Annotated in this window: 16 protein-coding genes and 1 tRNA gene; 2 read left to right on the top strand and 15 right to left on the bottom strand. The window is 69.9% G+C overall.

The features are described from left to right. Window positions 1-12 precede the first annotated feature (12 nt). The 15 genes from AB0J91_RS31325 to AB0J91_RS31255 form a co-directional block, all read right to left on the bottom strand. Complete coding sequence (locus tag AB0J91_RS31325; RefSeq protein ID WP_363876198.1) at window positions 13-537, bottom strand: hypothetical protein; 525 nt, start codon at window positions 535-537, stop codon at window positions 13-15. Beyond that, on the bottom strand, window positions 537-1,037 hold the full coding sequence (locus AB0J91_RS31320; protein ID WP_363785196.1) for a SigE family RNA polymerase sigma factor: 501 nt from the start codon (window positions 1,035-1,037) through the stop codon (window positions 537-539). The genes AB0J91_RS31325 and AB0J91_RS31320 overlap by 1 nt, the downstream gene beginning before the upstream one ends. A 335-nt stretch (window positions 1,038-1,372) precedes the next feature. After that, a complete protein-coding gene (locus AB0J91_RS31315; RefSeq protein ID WP_363876195.1) occupies window positions 1,373-2,320 on the bottom strand; it encodes a DUF5926 family protein in 948 nt (315 codons plus the stop codon). 24 nt (window positions 2,321-2,344) lie between these two features. Beyond that, the gene (locus AB0J91_RS31310; protein WP_363876192.1) at window positions 2,345-3,130 is read right to left on the bottom strand and encodes a glycerophosphodiester phosphodiesterase family protein; all 786 of its coding nucleotides are present in this window, start codon (window positions 3,128-3,130) and stop codon (window positions 2,345-2,347) included. Window positions 3,131-3,181: 51 nt separating this feature from the next. Continuing rightward, window positions 3,182-4,093 (bottom strand): DUF4328 domain-containing protein, encoded by a 912-nt coding sequence (locus AB0J91_RS31305; RefSeq protein ID WP_363876189.1) that lies wholly within the window; start codon window positions 4,091-4,093, stop codon window positions 3,182-3,184. Beyond that, window positions 4,090-4,422, bottom strand: coding sequence for a rhodanese-like domain-containing protein (locus tag AB0J91_RS31300; RefSeq protein WP_363786324.1), 333 nt, complete (start codon window positions 4,420-4,422; stop codon window positions 4,090-4,092). Before AB0J91_RS31300 ends, AB0J91_RS31305 begins: the two co-directional genes overlap by 4 nt. 203 nt (window positions 4,423-4,625) lie before the next feature. Continuing rightward, window positions 4,626-6,221, bottom strand: a complete 1,596-nt coding sequence (locus tag AB0J91_RS31295; protein ID WP_363876235.1) for a cation acetate symporter — start codon at window positions 6,219-6,221, stop codon at window positions 4,626-4,628. A 32-nt stretch (window positions 6,222-6,253) separates the two neighbouring features. Next, complete coding sequence (locus AB0J91_RS31290) at window positions 6,254-6,568, bottom strand: DUF485 domain-containing protein (RefSeq protein ID WP_207922257.1); 315 nt, start codon at window positions 6,566-6,568, stop codon at window positions 6,254-6,256. A 352-nt stretch (window positions 6,569-6,920) separates the two neighbouring features. Beyond that, complete coding sequence (locus AB0J91_RS31285; protein WP_363876185.1) at window positions 6,921-8,663, bottom strand: cation acetate symporter; 1,743 nt, start codon at window positions 8,661-8,663, stop codon at window positions 6,921-6,923. A 132-nt stretch (window positions 8,664-8,795) separates the two neighbouring features. Then, window positions 8,796-9,200 carry a hypothetical protein gene (locus tag AB0J91_RS31280; protein ID WP_363876182.1) on the bottom strand — a complete coding sequence of 135 codons (405 nt, stop codon included), beginning with the start codon at window positions 9,198-9,200 and terminating at the stop codon, window positions 8,796-8,798. A 10-nt stretch (window positions 9,201-9,210) separates the two neighbouring features. Continuing rightward, window positions 9,211-10,047, bottom strand: coding sequence for a LytTR family DNA-binding domain-containing protein (locus tag AB0J91_RS31275; protein WP_363785211.1), 837 nt, complete (start codon window positions 10,045-10,047; stop codon window positions 9,211-9,213). Window positions 10,048-10,348: 301 nt separating this feature from the next. Beyond that, entirely contained in the window at window positions 10,349-11,260 is a 912-nt protein-coding gene (locus AB0J91_RS31270) for a S49 family peptidase (RefSeq protein WP_363876179.1), read from the bottom strand. Between the two features lie 9 nt (window positions 11,261-11,269). Beyond that, window positions 11,270-12,523, bottom strand: a complete 1,254-nt coding sequence (locus AB0J91_RS31265) for a histidine kinase (protein WP_132677624.1) — start codon at window positions 12,521-12,523, stop codon at window positions 11,270-11,272. Between the two features lie 168 nt (window positions 12,524-12,691). Beyond that, window positions 12,692-13,543, bottom strand: coding sequence for a DNA-formamidopyrimidine glycosylase family protein (locus tag AB0J91_RS31260; protein ID WP_363785217.1), 852 nt, complete (start codon window positions 13,541-13,543; stop codon window positions 12,692-12,694). Between the two features lie 103 nt (window positions 13,544-13,646). Continuing rightward, complete coding sequence (locus AB0J91_RS31255; RefSeq protein ID WP_363876176.1) at window positions 13,647-14,084, bottom strand: DUF983 domain-containing protein; 438 nt, start codon at window positions 14,082-14,084, stop codon at window positions 13,647-13,649. Between the two features lie 248 nt (window positions 14,085-14,332). On the opposite strand from AB0J91_RS31255, the gene AB0J91_RS31250 reads away from it, so the two are divergent. Beyond that, window positions 14,333-14,731, top strand: coding sequence for a PPOX class F420-dependent oxidoreductase (locus tag AB0J91_RS31250; RefSeq protein ID WP_363876173.1), 399 nt, complete (start codon window positions 14,333-14,335; stop codon window positions 14,729-14,731). Between the two features lie 105 nt (window positions 14,732-14,836). After that, window positions 14,837-14,909: transfer RNA gene (locus AB0J91_RS31245), tRNA-Gly, on the top strand. Window positions 14,910-14,934 lie beyond the last annotated feature (25 nt).

Here is a 14,934-nt window from a genome sequence, read left to right as displayed (position 1 = left end):
ACCCCGGGTGGCTCAGCCGCCCGGGGTGATGTGCATTTCGCTGGGCGGGCTCTGCTCCGACGGCGCGGGTTTCTGGGAGGTCTCCGGATCCGGCTGCTGGGAGGTCTCCGGGTCCGCCGTCTGCGATGGCTCGGTGCGCAGGATCGACGGGTCGAACGACTCGCTGACCGAGGGGTCCGGCTCCTGCGGGTTCGACTGCGGCCACCGGGTGTCCGGCTGCGACGGCGGGAGGACGTGCCCGCTGTGCGGCGGCGCGACGGACCCGCTCGACGGCAGCGGAGGCGGCACCTGCGGGCCGGGCTGCTGGACCACCGGCGGCCGGGCCGGCGGCAGCGGTGCGGGGTCGTGGCTGACCAGCGCGACTCCCCCACCCACCAGCAGCACCGATCCGATCGCGGCGGCCGTGGCGGCGAGCATCCCGTTGCGTTGGCGGCGGCGACGCGCGGCGGCGACCAGCGACCACTCCGCGCCGGTGCGGACCGGAACGTCCAGCCGATCGTCGCGCAGCAGGCGCTGCAGCTCATCGTCCAGATCCATCACACGTCACCTCCCTCGACGGTCTCGCCGAGCCGCTTCCGCAAGGAGGTGAGCGCCTTGCTCGCCTGGCTCTTCACAGTTCCGCAGCTGACGCCGAGGGTGTCGGCGATCTCCAGTTCGGAAAGACCTTCGTAGTAACGCAGCACGACCACCGCGCGTTGCCTCGGCGGCAGATCGCGCAGCGCCTGCCACACCGGCTCGTTCTCCAGGCGGTCCTGCTGCGGGATGGCCGGGACGTCGGGGAACTCGGCGAGCAGGGTTTCGCGACGAGTGCGGCGCCAGCGGCTGATGTGCGCGTTCGCCATCGCCTTGCGCACGTAGGCGGTGGGGTCGTCGGTCGTGCGGCTGATCTTGCTCCAGCGCGCGCCGACCTTCTCCAACACCGTTTGCACCAGGTCCGCGGCGTCGTGCGGATTGCCGGTGAGCGCGTGCCCGTAACGCATCAGCCCAGGCAGAGCCACCCGGACGAATTCGGCGAAATCGTCTTCTGTCGCAGCCATGTCCCCCCGGCGCGCCTGCCCAACAGGTACTCCGGACGCCTCGGCAGCGGCCGGCACGGCAGGCGAGTGCGCGGTCACCCCTCCACCCCCTAGACGCCGGGTACCACTGTGGAGGGATACGCAACTAGCCGCCACTTCGTTGCCCTGGGGAATGGAGATCACCCGAACGGAGCACGTGACGCTTCTGGTGCGAAGTCACGGTGGTTGGTGGTCTCGGCTCTAGTGACAAGACTCCGTGGTCGTCCTGCTTGGCGGTGCGAGAAGCGGAACCTGAGCGGCGCCGTGGACTCCGCGCGCCACTCCTGGTGTATGCCACTCCGTCGCTTGCCTGACGGTTAGCGGATGGTGATTTGGCGTCCTCGGAGACCGTCTCGGGCTCGGCGTTCCGAGCTGGTGAGCGGCTCGTTGTCCAGGGAGGCGAGGGCTTCGTCGATGCGCTCTCCGAGGGCGACGGCCGGTTCGTCCCACTCGCGGGCGTGCAGTTCGCGGTCGAGGTCCCAGACCGGGACCAGCAGGCCGTGCGCGCGGAACGAGCCCGCGTAGCGGCTCTCCTCGCCCAGGGCCAGCTCGCCGCGGGCCGACAGCCGGGCCAACGCGGCGAGCAGCTGCTCCTCCGGCTCCGGGCGGACCCAGCGCAGGTGCGCCTTCTCGCCGGCGTCGACCCAGTAGGCCGAGGTCACGCCCTTGAGGCGGTCGGTGGGCATGATCGCGGCGTTGGCGCGTTCCAGCGACAGCGCGACCTCACCGGTCGGGTCCACGTCCTCGGGCAGCCACCAGCCGAAGTCGGCGTGCAGCTCGACGTCGAGGGCGGCGTCCGGGTCGATCAGGTCCTGCAGCCGGGTCGGGACGGAGCCCGCCTCCTCGGTTTCCGGGCCCACGACCGACAGGGACTGGCCGGTCTCGGCCTCCTTCACCCACTCGATCGCGCGGGCCAGGTCGCGGCTGATGTCGCCGGAGTGCGTCTGCACCTGGAGACCCACGAAGCGCACGCCGTCGTTGCGGTGCAGCGCGGCGGCCGCCATCGGCAGCACCGTCGCCAGGGTGATGTCGGAACCGTCGCGCATGGGCAGCTTCGCGATCGCCGACGGGACGAACTCGCGCAGCGCGACCAGCTCGCACTCGGCGGTCAGGCCCTCGAACGGCCGGGTCACGATCACGTCCGCCGAGCCACCGGCCTTGCCGTGGCACGCCTTGTAGCGCTTGCCCGACCCGCACGGGCAGGGCTGGCGGGGTCCGACGGCGCCTTCGGGCTGGGCTGGCTTGGTCGCGGCTCGCTTCGACACGGCTGTTCCAATCGCTGGCGGTGACTACCCCGTGACGCTACCGAAGTGGGCGGCATCGGGATCAGCCAGGTGGAGCCGGGTTCCCTCGGGCGAGTTCGTCGCGAGGTACCGCACGCCCGCGCTCCGGCACAGATCGATGTCGGCGGGCGCGTCGACCGTCCAGCAGTAGGTGTCGCGGCCCAGCGCGGCGGCGCGCGACACGAAGCCCGGGTCCTCGCGCAGCAGTCGCACGTCCGGTCCGGCCAGGTCCGCCCACGGCGGCAGCACGCCACCCCGGCGGGTTCCGGTGAACCGCGAGAACAGCAGCACCGTCGGCACCCGGGGCGCCGTCTCCTTGAAGCGGCGGACCGCTGCGGGCGCGAAGGACATCATGAAGACCTGGGAATCGCGCGGGTCGTCCGGCGCGGCCAGACCGTGCCGGGCCAGCAGCGCGACCAGCTTGTGCTCGACCAGACCGCCGTAGCGGACCGGGTGCTTGGTCTCCACGAACAACCTCGTCGGGCGCGCGTTCGCGCGCACCATGCCGAGCAGTTCGTCCAGGGTGAGCACGCCGTACTCGGCGGCGGAGCGGCCGAAGTCCACCTCCGCCATCGCGGCCACGGTCAGCGCGCTGACCACGCCGCGTCCGCTGGAGGTCCGGTCGATGCGGCGGTCGTGCACGCAGACCAGATGACCGTCGCGGGTGACCCGGACGTCGCACTCCAGGGCGTCGGCGCCCTGCTCCAGCGCCAGCTCGTAGGCGGACCGGGTGTGCTCGGCGCGGTGCGCGGACGCGCCCCGGTGCGCGACGACCTCAGGAATCTCCGCCACACCACCAGTATCCGGACCGGACGCGAACACCGCCGTCACTTGTGACCCACCTCAGCGGCGAGCCGTGTCCGGGCGCGCGGCGCGCGGCGGCGGAGGAGCGGCGCGAACCGCGTGGACCCGCTGCCGGTTCAGCTCGGCCGGGTCCGGCGGCAGCAGCAACCGCATGAAGTGGTCGATGAGCCGCGCGGTGACCACCGCCAGCACCGTGACCAGCGCGTTGTTGACCGCGTGCAGCACGACCCCGTCGGCCAGGGCCTGGACTCCGTCGCGGAACGTCCAGCCGAAGGCGAGCAGGCCGACCACCACGGTGGCCGCCCACAGCGCCCACCAGAACCGGACTCGCAGGCTCGGCCACGGGCGCGCACCCTTCTCCCGGTCGCCCTCGGCGACCAGCAGCGAGTGCTCCAGCTCGGCCACCGCCGCGCCCGGGATCAGCAGGTTCGCGCCCGGGATCAGGACGCCGGCCACGACCTGCCAGTCCGGCCGGGCGCTGCGGACGCCGATGCGCTCGGCCGCCGCGGCCCGCGCGCGCAGACCCCACAGCACGACGAACACGCCGGTCAGCACGCCCATCAGGACCAGGATCAGGCCCGTGGTGCCGACCAGCGCGTCGGAGATCGCCAGCACCGTCCGCGAGAGCGCTTCGCCCCTGCTGAACAGCAGCAACACGTAGCGCCACGCCTCGGCGAAGGTCGCCAGCGCCGCGACGCCCGCGGTCACCCACAGGGCCGCGATCGCGGTGGCGGCCGTGGCCCCGGCCCGTTCCGCCTGGTCGACCCGGCCGTTCGTGGGCAGCGCCAGCGGCCAGCGCCAGGCCAGCAGCGGGAAGCCCCAGCGCGGAGGCGCCGGATAGGACGGCGGGCCGGTGTACGGACGCGGCCGTCGCCGCTGCCGGGCGCGACGCGGACCGCCGGGCGGAGTGGCGACCCACTCCATCCGGTCGTGCTGGGGCGGAGGTGTCACAGCACGTACGGCTCGCCGTCGGACCCGTCGGACACCAGCGGACGGCCGATGGCCGACCAGCCGTTCATGCCGCGCTCGACGTTGACCGCGTCCCAGCCGTTGGCGTTGAGGTACGCGGTGACCTTCGCCGAACGACCGCCCGAGCGGCACACCACGTAGATCTGGTCGGCTTCCGGGATGTCATCGAGGCGTTCGACGAGCTTGCTCATCGGGATGTGCACGGCCTCGGGGGCGTGCCCGGCCTGCCACTCGTCGTCCTCGCGGACGTCCAGCAGCACGCTGCCCTGGGGCAGCTTCTCGGGCAGTTCCACCGGCTCGACGCCGGGCACCTGTCCAGGAGGTGGAGTAGTCACGCCCCGATGCTGCCACGTCGGAAGTCTCTTCGGTGTGAGGGTGCGGGCGGTTTTGGTCCGAACCGTTCATGATCGATGTCGCATTCGCCCGGTCGGTTCGGACCAAACCGCCCCTGCCTCGAACGAAGCGCCCCGGACCTGGGCAGGTCCGGGGCGCGTTCGTCACGAGGTGGATCGGGTCAGTGCTGGACCGCCTTCTCCGCGCCCGCACCCGTGAGGGAGCGGACCTCCATCTCGGCGTACTTCTTGCCGCCGTTCTCGTCCTTGCTGAAGATCGTTCCGAGGTAGCCGAGCAGGAACGACAGCGGGATCGACACCAGGCCCGGGTTCTTCAGCGGGAACAGCGCGAAGTCCATCGCCGGGAACATCGCTTCGTCGTCGCCCGAGACCGCCGGCGAGAAGATGATCAGCACGATGGTGATCACCAGACCGCCGTAGATGCTGAACAGCGCGCCGGTGGTGTTGAAGCGCTTCCAGAACAACGAGTACAGCAGCGTCGGCAGGTTCGCCGAGGCGGCGACGGCGAAGGCCAGCGCGACCAGGAAGGCCACGTTCTGCCCGTTGGCCGCGATGCCGCCCAGGATCGACACGACGCCGATGACCAGCGCGGTGATCCGCGCGACGCGGACCTCCTGCTGCTTGTCGTCGACCTTGCCCTTCTTGATCACGTTCGCGTAGATGTCGTGCGCGAACGAGGCCGAGGCCGTGATCGTCAGACCGGCCACCACCGCCAGGATCGTCGCGAAGGCGACCGCGGAGATGAAGCCCAGCAGCAGCGGACCGCCCAGGTAGGAGGCCAGCAGCGGAGCAGCCGAGTTCACCCCGCCCGGGGCGTCCTTGATCGCGTCCGGTCCCACCAGCGCACCGGCGCCGTAACCCAGGACCAGCGTGAACAGGTAGAACAGGCCGATCAGCCAGATCGCCCAGACCACCGAACGACGCGCCTCCTTGGCGGTCGGCACGGTGTAGAAGCGCATCAGCACGTGCGGCAGGCCGGCGGTGCCCAGCACCAGGGCGATGCCCAGCGAGATGAAGTCCAGCTTGCTGGTCTCCGTCTTGCCGTACTGCGCGCCCGGGTTGAGCACCTTCTCGCCTGCGACGTCGGCCGCGTGGCCGAGCAGCGCCGAGAGGTTGAACCCGTACAGGGCCAGGACCCAGACCGTCATCACGAAGGCACCGGCGATCAGCAGCGCCGCCTTGATGATCTGCACCCAGGTCGTGCCGCGCATGCCGCCGACCAGGACGTAGAGGATCATCAGCGCGCCGACCACGGCGATCACGATGGCCTGCCCGCCCTTGTCGGTGATGCCCAGCAGCAGCGCGATCAGGCCACCGGCACCGGCCATCTGCGCCAGCAGGTAGAAGAAACTCACCACCAGCGTGGACAGCGAGGCCGCCGTGCGCACCGGGCGCTCCCGCATCCGGAAGCTGAGCACGTCACCCATCGTGTAGCGACCGGTGTTGCGCAGCAGTTCCGCCACCAGCAGCAGGGCGACCAGCCAGGCCACCAGGAAGCCGATGGAGTACAGGAACCCGTCATAACCGTTGACCGCGATGGCGCCCGCGATGCCGAGGAACGACGCCGCCGACAGGTAGTCGCCGGAGATCGCGATCCCGTTCTGCGGCCCGCTGAACGCGTGCCCGGCGGCGTAGTAGTCCGAGGCGGTCTTGGTGTTCCGGCTCGCCCGGAACACGATCACCATCGTGACGGCCACGAAGATCGCGAAGATTCCGATGTTCAGCAACGAGTTGCCACCGGCCGCTTCTGCAGCCATCGGCTGGGCGGCGGAAACAGCTTGGAACGTGCTCACTTGCCGCCCCCCTCAACGTCTTCCCGGATCTTTTCGGCGACCGGGTCCAGGTTCTTGTTGGCGTAGCGGACGTACCAGGTCGTGATCACGAAGGTCGACACGAACTGAAGCAGGCCGAGCACAAGTCCGACGTTGATGTTGCCGACCAGCTTGATGCTCATGAAGCCGTGCGCGTAGTCGGCGAGCAACACGTACACGAGGTACCAGACCAGGAACAACGCCGACACGGGGAACACGAAGTTGCGCAGTCGCTTGCGCAGTTGGGCGAATTCGGGACTGCTTTGCGCAGCGGCCCAGGTTTCGGCGTCAATACCGGACCCGGACCCGTTTTGGTCCGTGGCGCTCACGGCACTCCTTCCACAAAGAAAGGCTCAGCCTCGCGTTATCGCCAAGCATGAGCCTGAATCACACAACGCCGGAACGCTACGGAACCTGGCGCATCGGTGGGTAGGCCCGTTGGGAGTATGTGCGCTAACGATCGAGTGAAGTTAACCCCTCAACAGGATGCATCGAATTGTGCCGATTGGGAAGCTTTTCATTCGGACGGAGTATTGATTCTTCGGAATATCTTGGAATTGTCGACGGAAAGTAGTCAAACCCGCAGCCAACCACACGGTTGGCGGGGCGAAGAACGTTCAGCGGGACAATTGATCCCGCACAGCCTCAGCGCTCGTGGCGACCGTGCTTGGAAACGGGCTCGGAGACCGGCCTGCTGTCCACGAAGCCCAGCCGGTCCGGCGCGTGCAGCCGCAGCATCAGCCGCGAGACACCGCCCGGCACGCGCGCCCGGGTCGCCAGGCTGACCAGGTAGGTCACCGCGAACGCCAACGGCACCGTGAACAGCGCGGGCTGCGACGCGAGCTGCGCCCACCAGCTCGTGTGCCCGGCGAGGTGCGCGGCGAAGGCCGAGAGCAGCACCAGCGATCCGCCGGTGACCATGCCGCACGCCGCACCGGCCGCGGTCAGCCCGCGCCACCAGATGCCCAGCACCAGGACCGGGCAGAACGTCGAGGCGGCCATCGCGAACGCCAGACCCACGCTGCGCGCGAGGTCGTGGTCGTCCACCGCCAGCGCCAGCACCACCGGAACCGCGCAGGACAGCACCGCCGCCGACCGGAACCGCATCGTCCGGCCCCACAGCACGTCCCGCGCGGACAGCACCCCGGCCAGGCTCATGACCAGGCCCGACGAGGTCGACAGGAACGCGGCGAACGCGCCCGCCGCGGTGATCGCGGCCAGCACCCCGCCGACCCAGTTGCCCAACATCGCGTGCGGCAGCAGCAGCACCGCGGCATCCGTCTGGCCGGTGACCAGCAGCTGCGGGACGTACAGCCGGGACAGCAGCCCGAAGATCGTCGGGAACAGGTAGAACGCCCCGAGCAGTCCCAGCACGTAGAGCGCGGTCCGGCGCGCGCCCGCGCCCGAGGGGTTGGCGTAGAAGCGGGCCAGCACGTGCGGCAGGCCCATCGTGCCCAGGAACGTCGCGATCAGCACCGAATAGGTCTCCAGCAGTCCGGTCAGCCCGTCCTGCTGGGGTCGCAGCCAGCTCGCGTTGTCCGGCACCGCCCCGGTCACCACCGGGACGGCCGCACCGGCGGGGAACCGCAGCTCGCTGCCCGCCTGAACCGGGTGCTCCCCCGGCTGCAGGAACATCGCGCCCGCCTGCCCCGAGCCCTCGGTGGCGGTGAGCCAGACCGGCTCGCTGACCTGGAGCACCACGTCGGTCTCGACGCGGACCGCGGTGTCCTGCTGGAAGAACGGCGTGCTCGGCTCGTCCAGCGCCTGCTGCTGCCCGCCGACCAGGAACACCATCAGCAGCGCGAACGCGGGCAGGGTGATCGCGAACAGCTTCACCCAGTACTGGAACGCCTGCACGAGCGTCACCGCGCGCAGCGCGCCGCTGACCACGCTGACGTGCACGATCACCGCCACCACGAGAATCCCTGCGTGGTACTCGAACCCGACGATGGCGGAGAGCATCATCCCGGCCGCCTGCAACTGCGGCACCAGGTACAACCAGCCGATGACCAGCACGATCACCGTGGACAGCGAGCGCAGATCCAGCGAGTTCAGCCGCGCCTCGACGAAGTCCGGCATCGTGTAGGCGCCGGAGCGGCGCATCGGCGCCACGACGAACACCATCAGCGCCAGGTAGCCGGCCGCGAAACCGATCGGGTACCAGAGCGCGTCGACACCGTCCTTGAGCACCAGACCCGCCACGCCCAGGAACGACGCGGCCGACAGGTACTCGCCGGAGATGGCCGCGGCGTTGCGCTCTTCCCGAACCGGCTTGCGCGCGGCGGAGAAATCGGTGGTCCGGGCCGAGCGCGAGCCCCACAGGCCGATGCCCAGCGTCGCGACGACGATCAGCACGACGCCGCCCAAAGACCACAGATTCGAGAACATCTCACCCAGCCATCTGGCGCCTCAGAGTCGCACCCACCTTACGCAGAGCAGCGACCGCGGCCGAAACAGCCGTCGGGCAAGCGGCGAACCCGCTCGCCCGCCCCGGTTCCGCCGCTGCCGAGCACCAAGGACCTACTCCTCCAGCATTCCCAGGAAGTCCTCTTCGTTTCGCTCGGCCTTGCGGGTGAACAGCAGGCCGATGAACACCAGGAACGGGTAGGCCAGGACGCCCAGGACCAGCCAGGGCAGCCGCAGCCCGAAGACCTGGAACTCACCGAGGGACGGGACCAGCCAGAGCGCCAGCGGCAAGCCGAGCAGCACCGCGCCGACGACGCCGGACAGCAGCAACGCCGCCCGCAGCTGCTTCTCGACGAGGTCTCTGACCAGCCCCTCCAGCGCTCCGGTCTGCTCATCGACCTCGACGCGGACCCGGGGGACGTGCGGTCCGCGCCGGTCGGCGAGCACGACGCGCTTGCGCCTCGGCCGGGGCGAGTACTCGCTCAGCCGGGCGCGGACGTCGAAGCCCTCCGGGCTCATCCGTTCCCGCTCACTGCTGGCCCCAGTTGTCGCGCGGCGCCTTCACCAGGCGGTCCTTGAGCTCCCTGGTGTGCCGACGCGACACGGGCAGTTCCTTGGGCGGCCCGCCGCCGAGCACCACCGAGTAGCCGGACGAGGACATCCGCAGTTCGGTGACCAGCGCGAGCGAGACCAGGTACGACCGGTGGATGCGCAGGAATCCGGCTTCGCCCCAGCGCTCCTCCAACTGCGCCAGCGGAATCCGGACCAGGTGGGAGCCCTCGGTGGTGTGCAGCCGCGCGTAGTCGCCCTGCGCCTCGACCCAGCGGACCTCCTTGCGGGGGATCATCCGCGTGGTGCCCGCGAGTTCGACCGGGATGACCTCGTCGTCCTCGGGCGTCGCGGCTTCGAGCGGCTGGGGCGAACCGCTCTTGCCGGACTGCTGCTTGTTCTTCTCGATGCCGCGCAGCGCGCGGTCGACGCGGTCGGAGTTGGCGGGCTTCATGATGTAGTCCAGCGCGCCGACCTCGAACGCTTCCAGGGCGTTCTCCTCGTGCCCGGTGATGAACACCAGCGCGGGCGGGTTGCGGAACGCGGTGAGCACCCGAGCCAGCTCCATCCCCGACAGCCCCGGCATCGAGACGTCCGCGAACACGGCGTCCACAATGGACTCGTCCTCGTCGCGACGGCCGATCAGCTCCGGATCGTCGCTGCGCAGCAACCGCAGCGCCTCGGCGGCGTCGAACGCCGTCAGCACCCGCCCGACGCGAGGGTTGCTGCCGAGCAGGAATTTCATCTCGTCAAGCCCGGCCCGCTCGTCGTCGACGGCGAGGACGACGAGTCCGGCGGGGTTCTCTCGTGTACTCAATGCAACGCCATATCGTGCCGCGCCCTCGGCGCACTGTCCATGTCCCGATGTCCCATCCGGCCTCCCGCCGATCTCGCGAACGTGGCCGCAGAACCCTAGTTGTTAGCGCAGCACGGGGGTTCTCCACGAGGGGCCGGGGGCAAGAATCTGTCCTGCGAAGCCGATTTTCGCCCGAATGGATCAACGTGCGGGGCTGATCGAGCGAACGACCCCTAGCCGAACCGGACCAGTTTTGTCCGCAACACCACGCAAAACGGGTCCCCGCCGAGTCTTCCCCGGCAGGGACCCGAAGCACAAGCCTCTACAGGCCGAAACGATCCCACATGGCGCGGTGTTCGAGCGCGTCGAGCCCGGAAACCAGGTTCGCCACGGGATTTCTGGACACGCCCGAGGACATCCCGAGGCGCGCCAGCAGCGGTTTGCGGCCCTCCACGGTCTGCACCTGGGCGTCCGGGTACTTGCGCTCGATGATCTCGCGCAGCGTGCCGACGCCGTCGATCAGCCCGAGTTCAGCGGCCTTCGCGCCGGTCCAGACCTCACCGGAGAACAGCTCCTCCTCGCTGCCGTTCAGCTTGCCGTCGCGGCGCTCGCGCACCCAGTCCCGGAACTGCCCGTGCAGCTCGTCCTGCAGGCCGCGCAGCCACTGCACGTCCTCGGCCTTCTCCGGGCGGAACGGGTCGAGCCGCACCTTGTTCTCACCGGCGGTGTAGACCCGGCGCTCGACGCCCAGCTTGTCCAGCAGGCCGGTCATCCCGAAGCTGGCGCTGACCACGCCGACCGAGCCGACCAGCGAGGTCTGGTGCGCGTAGATCTCGTCGGCGGCGCAGGCCAGCCAGTAACCACCGGAGGCGGCGACGTCCTCGCAGTACGCCATCACCGGGACGTCCTTCTCCGCCGCCAGGCCGCGGATCCGGTCCGCGACCAGCGCGGACTGGGTGGGAGCACCGCCCGGCGAGTTGATCGACAGCACCACCGCGCTGAGGCGGTCGTGCGAGAACGCCCGGTTGAGCGCCGAATCCACGTTCTGCAGCGAGATCGAGGGCCGCCCCATCGGCGACGGCTGCGACGTGATGACGCCGTGCAGCTTGACCACCGCCACGACCGGGCCGCGCTCGTTCATGCCTGGCAGCTTTCCGCTGAACTTCTCGGTCAGCTCCTTGGGCAGCTTGGCCGTGACCGCGTCGACGAACTTCTGGGGTGCCTTCTCGTCCATACCCCGACGCTACCGGCCCGCGGCGGGTCCGGCGGCCAAACCCACGCCCGGCTCGTCCACGGGAGCCAGCGGCTCCGGCCGGACACCGGGGGCGAACTTGGGCACTCGCATGATGACCTTCATGCCTGCGCCCTTCTCGGTCTCCACGACGAGCCCGTAGTCGTTGCCGAAGGTGGCGCGCATCCGGTTGTTGATGTTGCCCAGCCCGACGTGCGCACCGGTGAGGTGGGCGTTGGCGAGCTCGGCGTCCAGCAGCTCCGGGTCCATCCCGATGCCGTCGTCGTCGACGCTGATCAGCGCTTCGGACCCGTTGTCCTCGGCGGTCACCGAGACCGTCCCGCCGCCGGGCTTGTTGGCCAGGCCGTGCCGGACGGCGTTCTCCACCAGCGGCTGCAGCGCCAGGAACGGCACCACCACCGGCAGCACCTCGGGAGCGATCTTGAGCTGCACGTTGAGCCGGTCCGGGCCGAACCGCGCGCTCTCCAGCGTCAGGTACCGGTCGATGTTGCGGATCTCGTCGGCCAGCGTCGTGTAGAGCCCGCTGTTGCGGAACGAGTAGCGGGTGAAGTCGGCGAACTCCTGCAGCAGGTCGCGCGCGTGCTCCGGGTCGGTGCGGATCAGCGAGGAGATCGTGTTCAGCGCGTTGTAGATGAAGTGCGGGGAGATCTGCGCCCGCAGCGCGCGCACCTCGGCCTGGGCCAGGCGCTCCTTGGACTCCTGCAGCTCGGCGAGTTCGAGCTGGGTGGACACGTGGTGGGCGACCTCGGCGGCGGCGCGCAGGAGCCGCTTGCGATCGCCGTCGGCGATGACCGTCAGCACGCCGCGGACGTGGCCCTCGACCTCCAGCGGCACCACGGCCGCGTGCCGCATCGGGCACGGCCGCTGCTCGCAGACCACGTCGCCGTGGTCGAGGAAGTCGCGCTTGCCGGTGCGCAGCACCTGCTCGATCTTGGTGCGCAGGTCGGCGTAGTGGTGATTGGCCTCGCCGTCCCAGGTCAGCAGGGTTCCGTCGCCGTCGACGATGCCGACCGCGACGCAGGCCAGCAGCTCCCGCAGATGCGGACCGGTCTTGTCCGCCGATTCCTGGTTCAGGCCCTCGCGCAGGTAGGGCGCCGCTCTGGTCACCCGGTGCAGAGCCGCCAGCGTGGCGTCCTCCACCGAAGTGCTCACCCGACGCGCCCGGCACAACAGCACGAACATGCCCAGCACGGCGAGCGCAGCGAGCGTGGTCAGGACCGTCCGCTCTGTCAACAACTCCGCCACAACATCAATCTGCACGAGCGGCACGCCGCGAATCAAGACGGCTACGGCCAGTGCGGGGTTTCCGTCGGTGAACGGTACAGATGCGTTCCATTCAGCGGAATCCGCTCGCCCGTTCGGCAGACAATCCCTGTGCACAACCCCAGCAGTTGTCCACAACCTGTGGACAACTCACTTGAGCAGCCGGGACATCCTGCGATCCGCCAGCTGCTTCCCACCGGTCTGGCACGTCGGGCAGTACTGCATCGACCGGTCCGCGAAGGAGACTTCCCGAACCGTGTCACCGCACACCGGGCACGGCAAACCGGTGCGGCCGTGCACCCGCATCCCCGACCGCTTCTCCGCCTTGAGCCGCGCGGCGTCCTGGTTCAGCGAACGCTCCACCGCGTCGCGGAGGATGTCCTGGACGCAGGTGTGCAGCCGGGTCACGGCCGCGGCGTCGAGCCTGCCGGCCGTGGCGAACGGGGAGAGCTTGGCGGCGTGCAGGACCTCGTCCGAGTAGGCGTTGCCGATTCCCGCGATCGTGGACTGCTCGGTGAGCACGGTCTTGATCCGCTCGGTCCGCCCGTCCAGCAGCGCGGCCAGCCCGTCGGCATCGAGCTCCAGCGCGTCCGGCCCCAGCTTCGCGATGCCCGGGACCACGGCCGGGTCGTCGACGATCCAGGCGGCGAGGCTCTTCTGGGTGCCGGCCTCGGTCAGGTCGAAGCCGACGCCGCCGAGGTTCACGCGCAGCGCGATCGGCCCGCGACCGGGCTTCGGCGGGGTCGTGGCGAGCTTGTCCGACCAGCGCAGCCAGCCGGCCCGCGCCAGGTGGCACACGAGGTGCAGGCCGCCGCAGTCCAGGTCGAGGTACTTGCCGTGCCTGACCGCACCGGTGACCTCGCGGCCGTGCAGCGCGGTCCACGGCGGATCGGCGGTTTTGAGCACGCTCATCGAGGCGACGTCGACGCGCGCCACCGTCCGCCCCACGGCGTGGTCGCGGAGGTGCTGGGCCAGCGCCTCCACCTCGGGAAGTTCGGGCACGACCCCAGTGTGCCGCAGGAACGTCGGCGGAGCGGCGGAATGTGCTCCCCACCCGAGCGACTGGCACCGCTGCGGGTCGGGTTCGGCTACCTGCGCCGCCCTCTCATTCCGTGGGCTGAAGCCTGCCGTTCATGTCCGGCTCCGCGTACAGCTCGATGTGGCGGGCCACCTGCGAGACCTCGGTGCGCACCTCGATGAACCCGCGCACGACGCCCACCCAGGTCTCGGGCGGGTTCTCGTCGGCGTCGCCCGGCGTGGACGCCGTGAGGGTCCACGGGCGGTGCAGCATCCAGCGGATCGGGAAGAACAGGATCGCGAGCACGATCACCGCGATCAGCCAGCTCGGGATGATGACCTCGGCGGGCGTCCAGGCGATGAACACCACCACCAGGGACGCGAGGGCCGCGCCCACCACGATCGCCGGCGTCGAACCGCCGTTGACGTCGTGCTCGAACTCGTCCACCACGATCGGGTTGGACCACTCCAGGTTCGCCCTGATCGTCCACTCCCGGCCGTCGGAGCCTCGAACCACCCGGTTCATCGTCGCCTCCCCGCCCACCCGGGCTGGTCACTCGAACGCCAACTCGCCACTCGAACCACGTCTGTCACCGAGCGTGGTGCCACGGTACCGCTCCTGTCATCGGCCCGGAGGGTGATGGCACGCACGGAACGGGCCGCCAACACCGCGCTCATTGTCGATCATGTCCGGCGTCCGAGCCAACCCTCCGGGCCGGAAACAACCCGGCTGAACCACTACGCTCCGAGCACATCTGATTCGGGAGGTGCCGGATGGACGTCGACGAGGCCCGCGAGCTGATCCGCGACCAGCACCGCGCGGTGCTGGGAACCCTGCGCACCGACGGAACACCGCTGATGACACCGGTCCTGGCGACGGTCGACGAGCAGGGCCGGGTGGTGATCAGCACCAAGTCCGGTTCGGGCAAGGTGCGCAACCTCCGCCGCGACCCGCGCGCCTGGCTGTGCGTGCTGCCCGACGCGTTCTTCGGGCGCTGGTTCCAGGTCGACGCCGACGTCGAGATCGTCGAACTGCCCGAGGCCCTGCCGCTCCTGGAGGGCTACTACCGCTCGATCTCCGGCGAGCACGAGAACTGGGAGTCCTACCGCGAGGCCATGCGCTCGGAGAACCGGGTCCTGCTCCGGCTCACCCCCACCCGCGCGGTCGGCTGACCGGACGCGGAAGGGGGGACCCCCGGTGAACGGCCTCCGAACCGTGGGCTAAAGTGTTCACCAACAGCCCACCGGGGGCGGAAGTCACCGGGAGGCGATGAATACGCGGATGTAGCGCAGCTGGTAGCGCATCACCTTGCCAAGGTGAGGGTCGCGGGTTCGAGTCCCGTCATCCGCTCGCAGCAGTGGGGCCGAGGTCATCA

Origin of the sequence: Saccharopolyspora sp. NPDC049357, from assembly GCF_040677225.1 — a bacterium.
Taxonomy (GTDB): domain Bacteria; phylum Actinomycetota; class Actinomycetes; order Mycobacteriales; family Pseudonocardiaceae; genus Saccharopolyspora.
The sequence above is the reverse complement of the archived record's forward strand: the minus strand, read 5'-3'. Positions and strand labels throughout refer to the sequence as shown.